The 13510-nt window shown below is 61.8% G+C and carries 11 protein-coding genes and 1 pseudogene; 9 read left to right on the forward strand and 3 right to left on the reverse strand.

The genetic code is table 11. From position 1 onward, the window contains the following. Nucleotides 1-5 precede the first annotated feature (5 nt). Nucleotides 6-959 carry a LysR family transcriptional regulator gene (locus KFO72_RS30585; protein WP_054931532.1) on the reverse strand — a complete coding sequence of 318 codons (954 nt, stop codon included), beginning with the start codon at nucleotides 957-959 and terminating at the stop codon, nucleotides 6-8. A gap of 161 nt (nucleotides 960-1120) precedes the next feature. Here KFO72_RS30585 and KFO72_RS30590 point away from each other — a divergent pair, with 161 nt between their 5' ends. The 4 genes from KFO72_RS30590 to KFO72_RS30605 are packed head-to-tail and all read left to right on the forward strand — an operon-like array spanning nucleotide 1121 to nucleotide 5979. Further along, complete coding sequence (locus KFO72_RS30590; RefSeq protein ID WP_225033698.1) at nucleotides 1121-2482, forward strand: MFS transporter; 1362 nt, start codon at nucleotides 1121-1123, stop codon at nucleotides 2480-2482. A gap of 11 nt (nucleotides 2483-2493) precedes the next feature. Further along, nucleotides 2494-3282, forward strand: coding sequence for an SDR family NAD(P)-dependent oxidoreductase (locus KFO72_RS30595; RefSeq protein WP_224100089.1), 789 nt, complete (start codon nucleotides 2494-2496; stop codon nucleotides 3280-3282). A 19-nt stretch (nucleotides 3283-3301) separates the two neighbouring features. Next, nucleotides 3302-5077: a dihydroxy-acid dehydratase gene (ilvD, locus tag KFO72_RS30600; protein WP_225033699.1), complete on the forward strand. Its 1776-nt coding sequence runs from the start codon at nucleotides 3302-3304 to the stop codon at nucleotides 5075-5077. Next, a complete protein-coding gene (locus KFO72_RS30605; RefSeq protein ID WP_225033700.1) occupies nucleotides 5074-5979 on the forward strand; it encodes an NAD(P)-dependent oxidoreductase in 906 nt (301 codons plus the stop codon). The genes ilvD and KFO72_RS30605 overlap by 4 nt, the downstream gene beginning before the upstream one ends. Nucleotides 5980-6044: 65 nt before the next feature. Here KFO72_RS30605 and KFO72_RS30610 read toward each other — a convergent pair whose 3' ends face one another. Beyond that, nucleotides 6045-6977: a LysR family transcriptional regulator gene (locus tag KFO72_RS30610; RefSeq protein ID WP_060609851.1), complete on the reverse strand. Its 933-nt coding sequence runs from the start codon at nucleotides 6975-6977 to the stop codon at nucleotides 6045-6047. Between the two features lie 215 nt (nucleotides 6978-7192). On the opposite strand from KFO72_RS30610, the gene KFO72_RS30615 reads away from it, so the two are divergent. The 3 genes from KFO72_RS30615 to KFO72_RS30625 all read left to right on the forward strand — a co-directional run bounded on the left by KFO72_RS30615 (nucleotide 7193) and on the right by KFO72_RS30625 (nucleotide 10537). Next, nucleotides 7193-8506 (forward strand): serine hydrolase domain-containing protein, encoded by a 1314-nt coding sequence (locus tag KFO72_RS30615; protein WP_225033701.1) that lies wholly within the window; start codon nucleotides 7193-7195, stop codon nucleotides 8504-8506. Nucleotides 8507-8569: 63 nt separating this feature from the next. Continuing rightward, a complete protein-coding gene (locus KFO72_RS30620; RefSeq protein ID WP_225033702.1) occupies nucleotides 8570-9436 on the forward strand; it encodes an NmrA family NAD(P)-binding protein in 867 nt (288 codons plus the stop codon). An 81-nt stretch (nucleotides 9437-9517) separates the two neighbouring features. Further along, nucleotides 9518-10537, forward strand: coding sequence for an aldo/keto reductase (locus KFO72_RS30625; RefSeq protein ID WP_225033703.1), 1020 nt, complete (start codon nucleotides 9518-9520; stop codon nucleotides 10535-10537). A gap of 223 nt (nucleotides 10538-10760) precedes the next feature. On the opposite strand, the gene KFO72_RS30630 is transcribed toward KFO72_RS30625, so the two are convergent. Then, a complete protein-coding gene (locus KFO72_RS30630; RefSeq protein ID WP_225033704.1) occupies nucleotides 10761-12314 on the reverse strand; it encodes a methyl-accepting chemotaxis protein in 1554 nt (517 codons plus the stop codon). A gap of 430 nt (nucleotides 12315-12744) precedes the next feature. Between KFO72_RS30630 and KFO72_RS30635 the strand changes: the two genes are divergently transcribed. Together KFO72_RS30635 and KFO72_RS30640 are read left to right on the forward strand one after the other, a co-directional pair. Further along, on the forward strand, nucleotides 12745-12945 hold the full coding sequence (locus KFO72_RS30635) for a hypothetical protein (protein ID WP_225033705.1): 201 nt from the start codon (nucleotides 12745-12747) through the stop codon (nucleotides 12943-12945). Between the two features lie 133 nt (nucleotides 12946-13078). Then, a pseudogene (locus KFO72_RS30640) lies at nucleotides 13079-13510 on the forward strand (hybrid sensor histidine kinase/response regulator); the annotation flags it as partial.

Consider the following 13510-nt stretch of genomic DNA (forward strand, 5'->3'; position numbering starts at 1 on the left):
GCTCCTCAGTCGCCGAGCAATTCGCCCGACACTTCCTTCAGGCATTCCGCAAAGAGCTGCGCAGCAGGTGCCGTCACGTCTGCGCGCCAATACGCGACGACTTCCCCCAGCGGTTCGAGCGGTGCCAGCGGCAGCACGCGCATGGTGCCGCGTAGTGTGTGTTGCCGTGCAACCGATAGCGGAAGTATCGAAACGAACTCGCCGCCTTGTAGCAGCGTGAGATTCAACGCGAGCGAACTCGATTCGACGCTGCCAGCTGCTGGCGCGACACCGTGCTCGCTCAATGCTTCGATCAAGGTAGCGTAGGCAGGCGACCCATGAAGCGGCGTGATCCACCGGCATGCGTCGAGATCGTTCCAGTCGATTTCGCGCTCCGGCGCGCCCAACGGATGCGACGTGCCGGCGATGAAGACAAACGGCTCCCGATACAGCGTTTCCTGCGCCAGTGGGGTTTGCGTGCTCGTTACGCGGTTGCGGCCGAGCGCGATGTCGAGGTCGCCATCGTCGAGCAGCTTGATGAGCCTGTCGAGGGTGCCTTCGACAAACGACAGCGATGCGCTGGGCGCGCGCCGCAGAAACAGTTGCACAGAATTCGCAGTCAGCGGTTCGGGAATCGTCGCAACTGCGCCAAGCCGCACATGGCCGCCCGTGCCCGACGCAAGGGCGCTGACATCGCGACGAGCGAGGTCGATGTGACGCAGGACTTCGCGTCCGCACGCAACGATCACTTCGCCGATGACCGAGAGTTCGACTGAATTCCCGCTGCGATTGACGACCTGCACGCCAAGCGCGCTTTCGATTTCGGCAATCTGCTTCGAGATCGCCGGTTGCGTGACATGGAACGCGCTTGCGACACGCGTGACCTGTCCGAGGTCGGCGAGGCTCACGAGTATGCGCAGCTGTGACAGCTTCAGGCCGCTGCGAAAGAAACGTTCGATCGAGTCACTGGTGGCAGACATTCGTGTTTTCCCTGATCCGGTATAACCAAACGGTTATGTGCCGCGCCGAAAGAGTGATTTGCGACTGGTCGACGAGCCCGGCTACGCTTACGTCTATGCCGAAACATCCGTCATCGCATCGGCAGAAAGCATAACAAAACGACACGACTGGAGACGACATCATGAGCATGACTTCATACGGCGAGCCCCCGGGCCATGTGGCGCCCGATAGCCTGGGCGGCCGGCGCGACGATGCTGACGAAACGAACGAGGCGAACGCTGCGCTCTACCGCAAGCTCACGCGCCGCATTCTGCCGTTCCTGTTTCTCGCGTTCGTCGTCGCGTACATCGACCGCGTGAACGTCAGCTTCGCGAAGTTGCAGATGCTCGCCGATCTGCATCTCTCCGAAACCGTCTATGGGATCGGCGCGGGCATTTTTTTTCTCGGGTATTTCATCTTCGAGGTGCCGAGTAACCTGATTCTCGACCGCGTCGGCGCTCGCCGATGGATCGCGCGAATCATGGTCACGTGGGCCATCGTGTCGTGCGCGACCATGTTTGCACAGGACGCGACCTCGTTTTACATGCTGCGTTTTCTGCTCGGCGTCGCCGAAGCGGGCTTCTTCCCGGGAATCGTGCTGTATCTGTCGAACTGGTTTCCGTCCGCCCGGCGCTCGCAGATCATCGCGCTCTTCATGACGGCCATTCCTGTGTCGGGGGCGATCGGCGGTCCATTGTCGGGTTGGGTGATGTCGCACTTTGCCGGTGTTTATGGCGTAGCGGGCTGGAAGTGGCTGTTCGTCGTCGAAGGTCTCGGTTCGCTCGTGGTCGGCATCGCGGCGTTCTTCCTGCTTTATGACCGCATCGACTGCGTCAAGTGGCTCAGCGCCGAAGAAAAGACACGCCTTACCGCCGATTTGCGCCGCGATGCTGCGACGCGCGTCGAACACTCGGTGCGGGGCGCATTCGCAAGTGGCCGGGTCTGGTTGCTCGGCCTCACGTACTTCTGCATCGCGATGGGCAATTACGGCCTCGCATTCTGGGTGCCGACCATTATCAAGGCGAGCGGGGTCGCGAGCATTGCGAACATCGGCTGGCTGTCGGCAGTGCCCTCGCTCATCAGCGCGGTTGCGATGGTGCTGATCGCACGGCATGCAGACCGTCGCGGGGAGCGCCGTCGTCATGTTGCCGTGTGCTGCACGATCGGCGCGCTCGGGCTGCTGGCATCGGTGCTGTTCGCATCGAATGTCGGACTGTCTCTCGTCGCGTTGGTGGTTGCGGCTATCGGCATCAACTCGATCGCGCCAGTGTTCTGGGGCATTCCTACTGCAATGATGGGCGGCGCGGGTGCGGCCGCTGCAATCGCGGTCATCAATTGCACTGGAAATCTCGCGGGATTCGTGAGCCCGTTCATGGTCGGCTGGCTCTCCGATGTGAGCGGTGGCAAGTTGCTTCCCGGCATGATCGCGATCGCCGTTGCGCTAGTTATCGGCGCGCTGCTGGTGCTGACGATGCCCGCGCGTCAGTCCAAACCTCTGTCGTAATGGATCTTTCGATGAAACCAGAAACTCGGCCTGTGTGCATGATCACGGGCGCGGCAAGCGGGATTGGCGCAGCGACGGCGTTGCGCTTCGCGCGTGCGGGATATGTGGTCGCAATCGGCAACTTCGATGCTTCGACCCGAGAAAGTGCGGAGACTGTGGCGGCCGCCTGCCGCGATGCGGGCAGCGACACGCTGATATTCGACGCCGACGTCGGCAGCGACGCGGATTGCCGCGCGGCCGTCGCGAGCGTGACGAGGCGCTTCGGCCGACTCGATGCACTAGTGAACTGCGCGGGAACAACGAAGGTAATCACGCACGACGCATTCGACCAGCTCGACGCCAATGAATTCGAGCGCGTGTATCGCGTGAACACAATCGGCCTGTATCAGATGACGCGTGCGGCTGCCCCGTTGCTGCGAGAAAGCGCAACGCAGTCACGCAGCACGAGCGTCATCAACATTTCGTCGCTGGCGGCGCTGAATGGAACGGGTTCGTCGCTTGCGTATGCGGCGTCCAAAGGCGCGGTCAATACGATGACGCTGTCGCTCGCACGTTCTCTCTCGCCGCACGTGCGCGTCAATGCAATTGCACCCGGCATGGTCGATGACGGCCTGCTGCTGCGCGCGCTCGACGCGTCGCGCTACGCCGCCGTGATCGACCGCATGACGACGAACGCGCCGCTCAAGCGCGTGTCGCTTCCCGGCGAGATCGCCGACATTGCGTGGTTCCTGTGCACCGCACTCTCCATAACGGGGCAAGTCATCGCCGCCGAAAACGGCCTGTTGCTCAATAACGGCTGAACTCACTGAAACCACCGACATGTCCCACTTTCAGAGCAAGAAGCCGCTCGGCAAACACCGTTCACGCATGGTCACCGAGGGCGTGACGCGCGCGCCGCATCGCGCATTTCTGCGCGCGACCGGTCTCGACGACGAATCGATGCAAAAGCCCTTCGTCGCAATCGTCGATACATTCGGCGAGAACACACCCTGTTCGATGTCGCTCAACGCGGTGTCTGACAATGCGCGGCTCGGCGTCGCCGCGGGCGGTGGCGTACCGATCCGCGGCTCGGCGATTTCCGTATCAGACGGCACGTCGATGAATCATCAGGGCATGCGCATGAGCCTCGTATCGCGCGAGGTCGTAGCCGACAGCGTAGAACTGTTCGTGCGCGCGCACGGCTACGATGCGCTGGTCGGTGTAGCGGGATGCGACAAGACGTTGCCCGGCATCCTGATGGGCATGGTTCGCGTGAATGTGCCGGGCGTGTTCCTGTTCGGCGGGGCGATGCTGCCCGGCACTGCGCCTGGCCAGCTTCCTGGTGGCACGGATCACGGACTGCGCCGTCAGGCGACGATCCTGACGGCAATCGAAGCGGTCGGCACGGCGCAACGCGGCGACATCACGCGAGCGCAACTCGATGCAATCGAAAAACGTTGTACGCCGACTGCCGGCTCGTGTCCGGGACAGTTCACCGCGAACACCATGGCGATGGTCGCCGAGACACTTGGTCTCGCGCCGCCCGGTTCAGCGATGGTGCCTGCCGTCTACAGCGAACGCATTGCGATTGCTCGACGCGCCGGCGAAACGGTGATGCGCACGCTGATGCATGGCGGCCCGCTGCCGCGCGATCTCGTCACGATGAAGAGCCTGGAAAACGCGTGCGCCGCCGTCGCAGCGACGGGAGGCTCGACCAACGCCGCATTGCATATCCCGGCGATCGCGCACGAGGCGGGTATCCGTTTCACACTCGACGATGTGGAACGCGTGTTTGCCCGCATCCCGTTGATCGGCGATCTGCAACCGGGCGGACGATATCTCGCGCAAGACCTGCACCATGCGGGCGGCGTGCCTGTCGTGCTGAAGGCACTGCTCAAAGGCGGGCATCTGCACGGCGACGTGCTGACCCTTGATGGCCGCACACTCGAAGAGGTGCTCGTCGATGCAGCCGATCCGGACGGCGAAGTGGTGCGCGCTTGCGATACGCCCCTTGGAGAAAACGGCGGACTTGTGATCTTGCGCGGTAATCTCGCGCCCGACGGCGCGTGCCTGAAAGTCGCGGGCCTGAAGTCGCTGCGTTTCGAAGGGACGGCGCGCATTTTCGAATGCGAAGAGGACTGTATGGCCGTAGTCGCCGCGCGCAGCTACAACGAAGGTGACGTGCTCGTGATCCGGAATGAAGGACCGAAGGGCGGTCCGGGCATGCGCGAGATGCTGAGCGTGACGGCTGCGATTTACGGGCAGGGTATGGGCGAAAGGGTCGCGTTGCTCACGGACGGACGCTTCTCTGGCGCCACGCGCGGCATGTGTATCGGATATGTCGGTCCGGAAGCTGCTATGGGTGGACCGATTGCGTTGCTGCGCGATGGCGACCGGATTGTTATCGACGCGATAGCGCGCACGCTCGACGTTCAGGTAGACGAGGACGAACTCGTGCGTCGTCGCGCGGCGTTGGCACCGCGCGCACCACGCCGGCTGGCGGGTGTGCTCGAAAAATACGAGGCGCTAGTGCGACCCGCGAATCTTGGCGCGGTCACGCATTCGGGCGCGCTCGAATGGCCGTACGATGCGCCCACACACGGAGACGAAGCATGAGTGCGCCGGATGGATCGATGCGGGTCGGCTTTTGCGGACTCGGGAAGATGGGCTGGCCGATGGCGCAGCGTCTCGTAGCAGCGGGGTATCGTGTAGCGGTCTGGAATCGTTCACATGACAAGGCGAAGGCGTTCGAAAAGGAAGCTGCGACGGCATTGTGTGTCGCTTGCGAGACACCGCGGGACGTTGCCGCGCGATCCGACATCGTCCTGCTATGTCTCGCCGATGGCAATGCCGTCGAGGATGTCGCATTCGGCACGGATGGGCTTGCCTCAGGGGTACTTCACGCCGCGGGACTGACCGTCGTCGATCATTCGACGCTTTCGGTTTCCCACGCGCGCTCGCTGGCGAATCGCTGGCAGTCGGCGATAACGAACGGTGCGTGGATCGATGCGCCCGTATCGGGCGGGGTTGCAGGCGCAGCGGCTGGGACGCTTGCCATCATGGCTGGCGGCGAAGCGGAACGTATCGCTGCAATCGAAAGCGTGCTTGGCGCATTCGCCGCGCGAGTCACGCGCATGGGGGAGAGCGGTGCAGGCCAGGCAACGAAGCTCGTGAACCAGATCATCGTGATGACCACGATCGCAGCGATCGCAGAGGGCACGCTGCTCGCGCAGCATGGCGGCATCGACACGGCTCGTATTCCCGCTGCGCTTGCGGGAGGCTGGGCGGATTCGGTCCTTTTGCAAACATTGCAGCCGCGTATGGTCGTGCCACCGCAGCAACCCATGGGTTCGATACGCACCATGCTCAAGGATCTCAATGCCATCAACGAGTTTGCGACGGAGTGCGCAATCGTGCTGCCCATAGCGAGTCGTGTCCGCGACTGGTTGACGCGTGCCGTGAATGAAGGCCTCGGAGATGCCGATATCTCGCAGGTCGTGCTGGCTTCGGTGGAATGATTTCTGGTAAGTGCAGGGCAACTAGAGCGTGAGACTGTCAGCCTCCCCAACTCACCGCAGCAGCCCTAACTCGCGCCGACGGCCCCGTTATTGCCCGTCAACTCGATAACAAAATCCAGAAAAGCCCTCGTCTTTGCCGGCATGTGGTGCCGCGACGGGTAGTAGGCGTAAAAGGGATACCGCTCGTCTGTCCATTCGGGAAACAGATTGACCAACCGACCCTCGGCAATCAGATGCTCGGCACCAAGCAGCAGCATCTGTGCAATCCCAGAGCCGGCGAGGCATGCATTCAGGAGCGCGCCGGGATCGTTGACCGTGAGGCGACCTCGGGTGTCGACCAGAATGCGTTTGCGCTTGCGATGGAATTCCCAGCGGAACGGCTTGCCCGTCTCCGGGTTACGAAATTCAAGACATCTGTGGATTCCGCTTTCAAGTTCTTCCGGTTTGGCCGGGCGTCCCCAGCGGGCGATATACGACGGCGCCGCGACCGTCACAATGCCGCTATCGAGCAGTTTTCGCGCGACCAGGGTGGATGCCCTGGGCTCGCCGAATCGCAGCGCGAGGTCGAAGCCGTCCATGACGAGGTCGCCCAGACTGTCTCGCGCAATGAACTCGATTTCGAGTTCGGGGTGCGCGTCCATGAACGCATCGAGCCGTTGTCCGAGAATGGTCCGGTAGAAAACGGGATCGAGATTGACTCTCAGCTTTCCGCGCACAGCCGACGCGCCACCTGCCGCGGCAGCGGCGGCTTCCTCCAGCCCTGCGAGGTGGGGCATGACCTGCTCGTAAAATCGGCGGCCTTCTTCGGTCAGGGAGACGGAGCGTGTCGTCCGGTTGAAGAGCCGGATCTTTAATTTCTTTTCCAGCCTCGCAATCGCCCGGCTGACGCCTGGCGGCGACATTTCTAACACTTCCGAAGCGGCGGCAAACGTCCCTGCATCGACTACCGCAGCGAACACGCTAATGCCGCCGGACAGCTTCTCGCTACTGGATTTCATGGTCGCGTGTAGTACGGGTGGTGGATCGCAAGCGATCGGCTTAACAACAGCACAGCGTCTTCGCACCGGACGGCCATGCCGCATGCAGAATTCAATCATGCCTCATTAGTGACTAAGTGTCACTTATCTAATGTCATCCGTGTCATTTGGTTTTGAGCCGCATTTCCGCAGAATGCACCTCACGGAAACATCATCCATTCGCAGAGGAACAGGAAATGACTGCCGGACTGAATCGTCGTCACCTTCTGAAGAGCGCTTCGAGCCTGCTGGCCGTCGCGACGCTTGGCGGGTTCGCAAGCCGAAATGCACAGGCCGCGCCGCTCCGTTCGACGGGAGACGCGGCGCTGATCCATCACCCCGCCTACACGCCAATCGATCAATGCCTGCAAGGGGCGGTCGACGACGGCACGGTAGCGGGTGTTGTCGCCATGGGTGCAACGGAACGCGGGCTCGTGTACGAGGGCGCGCGCGGCCGGACGAATGTTCATGGTCGGGAGGCCATCGGCCCTGACACGATCTTCTGGCTCCTGTCGATGACCAAGGCCATTACAGCCACCGCGTGCATGCAACTCGTCGAACAGGGCAGGCTACGACTGGATCAGCCGGCGGGCGAGTTCCTCCCGCAGTTGAAGGCCCCCCGGATTCTCGACGGATTCGACGCTTCAGGGCAGCCGAAGCTGCGCCCCGCGCGTAACGCGATCACGGTGCGGCATCTGCTGACCCATACGTCTGGTTTCACATACAGCATCTGGAGCGACAGGCTTGGCCAGTACGAGAAGGCGACGGGCATGCCGGACATCGGCTACTCGATGAACGGCGCATTCGCGGCGCCGCTCGAATTCGAGCCCGGTGAACGCTGGCAGTACGGCATCGGCATGGACTGGATCGGCAAGCTGGTCGAAGCGGTGACGGACCAGTCGCTGGAGGTCTACTTCCGCGAGCACATCTTCGAACCGCTGGGCATGCGCAACACGGGCTTCCTGATCGGCAGCGCACAGAAACAGCGCGTCGCCGCCATGCACAGGCGTCAGGGAGATGGGTCGCTGGCGGTCGAGCCGTTCGAGATCAACCAGCGACCTGAGTTTTTCATGGGCGGTGGTGGACTGTTCAGTACGCCGCGCGACTACATGGCGTTCCTCCAGATGCTGTTGAACAGCGGCACGTATCGCGGCGAGCGCGTGCTGCGTGCCGACACGGTCGCGATGATGTTCCGTAACCACATCGGTGATCTGCAGGTTACCGAAATGCAGACGGCGCAACCGTCGTGGTCGAACAGCTTCGATCAGTTTCCGGGCGCGGCACACAAGTGGGGATTGTCGTTTGACATCAATACACAGCCCGGACCCCATGGACGCAGTGCGGGCAGCGTGAGCTGGGCCGGGCTGCTGAACACGTACTTCTGGGTGGATCCCGTCAAGCGCGTCGCCGGATCGCTTTTTACGCAGATGCTGCCTTTCTACGATGCCCGCGTGGTGAATCTCTACGGGCAATTCGAACGGGCTTTTTACGACGGTCTGCAGCGCGCTTGAGCGCCTGGCGGCCGCTGCTTCGGCGCGGCATCACTTTATTTACTCATGCAAGGAGAATGAACAATGTTTGCGATTACAGGAATCACGGGCAAGGTAGGCGGCGCAGTGGCCCGCCAGCTTCTCGCGGCAGGTCAACCGGTGCGTGCCGTTGTGCGCGACATCACACGAGCAGGCCTCTGGGCAGAGCGCGGCTGCGAACTCGCGACGGCTCGCATGGAAGACGCTGCGTCGCTCACCGCCGCGTTCGAAGGCGCAACGGGTGTTTTCGTCCTGCCTCCTTCCGAGTTCGATCCGGAGCCTGGATTTCCCGAGGCGCGGGCTGTGATCGACGCCGTGTCGACGGCGCTTGTGAAGGCAAGGCCCGAAAAAGTGGTTTGCCTGTCGACGATCGGTGCCCAGGCGCAGGAAAGCAATCTGCTCACGCAGCGCACGTTGATGGAGCAGGCGTTGCGCGAGATGCCAATGCCCGTGACATTCCTGCGGCCGGGCTGGTTCATGGAGAACGCGGCATGGGACGTCGCGTCCGCGCGTGACGACGGTGTTATCGCGAGTTACCTGCAGCCGCTCGACAAGCCCGTACCGATGGTCGCTACAGCAGACGTCGGGCGAGTTGCGGCCGAGCTTCTTCAGCAGACGTGGAGCGGCGTACGCATTGTCGAGCTCGAAGGCCCGCGCCGTGTGTCGCCCAACGATCTCGCGTCGGCTTTCGCTCGCGTGCTCGATCGCCCCGTCCGCGCCGAGGTCGTGAACAGGCAGACTTGGGAAGCGCTGTTCCGCTCACAGGGCATGAAATATCCGCTGCCACGCATGCGCATGCTGGACGGATTCAACGAAGGTTGGATCGATTTCGAAACGCATCTTGATGACATCGCCCGCGGTGATGTCGAACTCGATACGGTTCTGGGCGAGCTTGTGTCACGTACTGTCTGAACGGGACCTGTCGGCCGACGCGGGGCAACTGCGCTTCGCCCGGCCATTGCATCATGTTGCCGCACGCACAAGGAACACGCGATGGAATACAGCACACTAGGTAGAACCGGCCTGCGCGTCTCACGGCTGAGTCTGGGCGCAATGACATTCGGTGCCGGCTCGGGCATCTGGGGCGACATTGCCGGACTGGACAGCGGTCAAGCCATCCGGCTCGTCGCGATGGCCGTGGAGCGCGGCGTCAACCTGATCGATACGGCGGACGCTTATTCGCAGGGCGGCTCCGAAGAAGTCGTGGGGCAGGTGCTAAGCGCGCTGCGCCTCGATGAAAGCCGGATGCTCGTCGCGACCAAGGTCCGGCTACGCACCGGCTCCGGCCATAACGACGTGGGGTTGGGCCGCTCGCATATCATGCGCACGGTGGAGACAAGTCTGAAGAGAATCGGCCGGGATCACATCGACCTGTTCCAACTGCATGATCGCGACGCACTTGTGCCGCTCGATGAAACGCTTCGTGTTCTCGACGACCTGGTCACACAGGGCAAGGTACGCCACATTGGCGCATGCAATTTCAGCGCTGCCGATATTGAGCGAGCGTTCGGCATAACGATCCGCACAGATCGCATACCTCTTGCGAGCAATCAGGTTCACTACTCGCTGACGAGTCGCGACATCGAGCACGAAATCATGCCCGTCGCAACGACAAACAAGCTGGGCCTGCTGGTCTGGAGTCCGCTCGCAGGCGGTTACCTGAGCGGCAAGTACGCTCAGGCGGGCGGTACGGCCGGGCGCCGTACGAAACTCGACTTTCCGCCCGTTGATGCAGTCAGGGCCGAGCCTATCCTCGAGGTATTGCGTGAAGTGGCCAGTGAACTGGCCACTATGCCAGCGCAAGTCGCACTGGCCTGGTTACTCGCGCGCGCGCAGATTACTTCAGTCATCATCGGAGCTCGCACGCCCGAGCAGCTCGCGGCAAATCTCGATGCGCAAAACCTTCTGCTGACCTCTGAACAGCTCATGCGCCTCGATAAGGTCTCTGCGACGCCGGTGCCGTTTCCGCACTGGATGCAACACTTTCATGACCGGGACCGCGTTCTCCGGTGATTAACCAAGGGGCGATGAGATTTTGCCGTGCGCGGCTTCTTGTGCTCGCTACACGCGTGCCCAGTACGGCAGCCTATGATCGAATAGCAGTGGTGGATATAAACGTGGCCTGCGCAGGTTGCATGGCTCACCTGCCACGCGTCCACCGAACAACGCCTCCAGACTTCACGAAGCCTTCCTGAAGCTGGCCTGCTGCGTCATATGCTGGCGACAGCTTCAACAATCATTGTGTTAAGTCCTCGTAAAGCCGGAAAATTCCCACGGTGGCCCGCAACCTGGCGGCTTGTTCGTCGAGCGACGCAGCGGCCGCAGCGGCCTCTTCGACGAGTGCAGCGTTCTGCTGGGTCACTTCGTCCATCTGTGAAACAGCGCGATTCACCTGCTCGATACCTGTGCTCTGCTCGACGGACGCGGCTGCAATCTCTCCCATGATGCCGCTGACACGCTTGATAGATTGCACGATCTCGCCCATGCGTTCTCCTGCGATCGCGACCTGGCTCGAACCATCGGCCACGCGTGACACCGATGAGCCGATGAGTTCCTTGATATCCTTGGCTGCTGACGCGCTGCGTTGCGCCAGCGTGCGCACCTCGCCGGCGACGACGGCGAAACCGCGTCCGTCCTCGCCCGCACGCGCGGCTTCAACGGCCGCGTTCAATGCAAGAATGTTCGTCTGGAACGCGATACCTTCGATTACGCCGATGATCTCGCCGATCTTGCGCGATTGCTCCGCCATCTCGTGCATGGTGCCGATAACTTCATCAACCGCCTGCCCGCCGCGCCTGGTCGCGTCAGACGCGAGGACGGCCAGTTCGCTTGCCTGCCTTGCGTTGTCGGCATTCTGCTTTACGGTGGCCGTCAGTTGCTCCATGCTCGCAGCGGTTTCTTCCAATGATGCCGCCTGCTCTTCGGTGCGTTGCGACAAGTCAGTGTTGCCTTGCGCGATTTCGCCCGAACCTGTTGCAATGGAATCGCTCGAACGCTGAATGTCTCGCACCATATCGCTCAGTTTCAGGCGCATTTCAGCCAACGCATAGAGCAGACTTGAACGATCCGACGGTGCGAGCCTGATTTCCGATGCGAGGTTCCCCGCGGCAATCTGCGCTGCGAACGCCGCAGCATCCGACGGTTCGCCGCCGAGTGCCCGATAGACACCTCGCGTCATAGACCACGCCATCGTCCCAACGGAGACCAGGATGACGAGAGAGATGCCTATCAATGTCTTCGCAAGCTTCCAGTAGGCTGCGTCGATGTCGTCATAGAAAAATCCCGTGCCGATCCACCATCCCCATGCCGGGATGTCGACCACTCCTTGCAGTTTCGCCTCGAGCGGACCATCTTGGGAGCGTTTGATCAGCACATCGACGAGCGCAATGTGGTTACTCGCCAGGCCTTGCTTATATGCTTGGGTATCGGTCAGATTGCCGTCCCTCGTTTTGTTGCCGCCCGTCTTGGTGCCGATCAGGCGCGGGTTTGGATGGACCAGATTGATGCTGTCGGTGTCGGTCACCCAGTAATAGCTTTTGGTATCCGCGTTGAGCTGGCTTAACGCGGTTTTCGCGGCAGCTTGCGCGTCAGCGCGAGTCATCTTGCCGCTCGTCTCCAGCGATTGGTAGTACAGGACCAGATGCTCGGCCTTCGTTAGCAGTGTGCTGATCTGCGCTTTCCGGCTATCGATGAGCGCGTGGTCAAGTTGCGAAAGGGCAATTGCAGCGACACAGATGACGCCCGCCAGCGCGGCGCTGACAAGGGTAAGGAGCTTGGTCGAGACTTTCATTTTATCGGGGCGCACCTGGCGCAGGGGCAGGGAAATTAACTATCTGGTACAGATATCGGAATCTGAGAAGAAAACTTTAACGTTTCGCCGGGAGCGCATGCGTTGGAAGAGTTGCGCCGATGGAATAGGGCGGTCCATGAAATGCGGTTCGTTTGAAGTCTGCTTCGAACCGACAACGTCAAGCGTCCGTCGAGGCGGTATTGCGTCCGCGTTCGAAACGTCTGGATTTCCCTGGACGAAGGCGCGTCTAGCAGCGACATACAGGGGTTTTCACGCGTCGCCGGCCGGCTGGGACGTGCGCACCCGCTTAAGGATTTCCGGACACGTGAATCAGGATGTCGCACGTGGATTTTCCAGCCTGCGCTGACTGCAATAGAAAATCGGCGCGTGCATCATGAGCCATCGATACTCACTCCCGAGCCGACACGTCATGAATGACTTTTCGTCCGAGCGTGAAAACATCGTCGAGCGCGCCAACTCGCACTGTCTGCGACTGTTCGATGCGTGGTGCGACAAGCGCAACATTACCGCGCTTGCGTTTCTGATGCCTTGCTCGCCGATGATCGACACCACGCCCGGCGCGCTGCGGCGTCTGGGCGGGTCGGGCGGCCGGCGCTCACGCTCAGGCTGACGGTGCCAGGCGACGTGCCGGAAACGATAGGGTAAAGACCGGACGTTTGAAACCCAGTGTGGGCGCGGTAGAAGCGGTCTTTGGCATCGAGTGCAGAACAGGACAACCAGAACGGCGGCACTCACGGGGTGATATGGGTCTCGACAGGTTCGACGCATGGTGGAGCGGGCTCCGTTATGTGCGGCGCAGCGTGGTGCTGCGGCTGCTCGGGACGGTGCTCGCCTTCAGCTGCGCGATCACGTTGATTCTGACCGCGGTGCAGCTGTTCCGCGACTACCAGCGCGGCTTCGAGCAAATCCAGAACTCTCTCGTCGATATCGACCGCAGCTATCGCGACAGTCTTGGCGAGGCGCTGTGGCGCCTCGACCAGCGGCAGTTGCAACTCAAGCTCGAAGGCATGCTGCGCCTGCGCGATATCCGCGCCGCCGAAGTGCGCGAGCTGCCGCCCGTGAATTCGTCGATCGTGGTGAGCGTGGGCGAGCGCGAGCGCGAGCGCATCTCCGGCATGCGAGTCGCCCGCGAGTTCCCGATCGTGTACCGCGTGCAGGACAAGGTCGAGCAGATC

Source organism: Paraburkholderia sp. XV (assembly GCF_020177535.1).
Taxonomy (GTDB): domain Bacteria; phylum Pseudomonadota; class Gammaproteobacteria; order Burkholderiales; family Burkholderiaceae; genus Paraburkholderia; species Paraburkholderia caribensis.

Excerpts from the sequence above, each read along its gene's own strand:
- KFO72_RS30585 (WP_054931532.1), bottom strand. The coding sequence starts at position 959 with ATGTCTGCCACCAGTGACTCGATCGAACGTTTCTTTCGCAGCGGCCTG.
- KFO72_RS30590 (WP_225033698.1), top strand. The coding sequence starts at position 1,121 with ATGAGCATGACTTCATACGGCGAGCCCCCGGGCCATGTGGCGCCCGAT.
- KFO72_RS30595 (WP_224100089.1), top strand. The coding sequence starts at position 2,494 with ATGAAACCAGAAACTCGGCCTGTGTGCATGATCACGGGCGCGGCAAGC.
- ilvD (WP_225033699.1), top strand. The coding sequence starts at position 3,302 with ATGTCCCACTTTCAGAGCAAGAAGCCGCTCGGCAAACACCGTTCACGC.
- KFO72_RS30605 (WP_225033700.1), top strand. The coding sequence starts at position 5,074 with ATGAGTGCGCCGGATGGATCGATGCGGGTCGGCTTTTGCGGACTCGGG.
- KFO72_RS30610 (WP_060609851.1), bottom strand. The coding sequence starts at position 6,977 with ATGAAATCCAGTAGCGAGAAGCTGTCCGGCGGCATTAGCGTGTTCGCT.
- KFO72_RS30615 (WP_225033701.1), top strand. The coding sequence starts at position 7,193 with ATGACTGCCGGACTGAATCGTCGTCACCTTCTGAAGAGCGCTTCGAGC.
- KFO72_RS30620 (WP_225033702.1), top strand. The coding sequence starts at position 8,570 with ATGTTTGCGATTACAGGAATCACGGGCAAGGTAGGCGGCGCAGTGGCC.
- KFO72_RS30625 (WP_225033703.1), top strand. The coding sequence starts at position 9,518 with ATGGAATACAGCACACTAGGTAGAACCGGCCTGCGCGTCTCACGGCTG.
- KFO72_RS30630 (WP_225033704.1), bottom strand. The coding sequence starts at position 12,314 with ATGAAAGTCTCGACCAAGCTCCTTACCCTTGTCAGCGCCGCGCTGGCG.
- KFO72_RS30635 (WP_225033705.1), top strand. The coding sequence starts at position 12,745 with ATGAATGACTTTTCGTCCGAGCGTGAAAACATCGTCGAGCGCGCCAAC.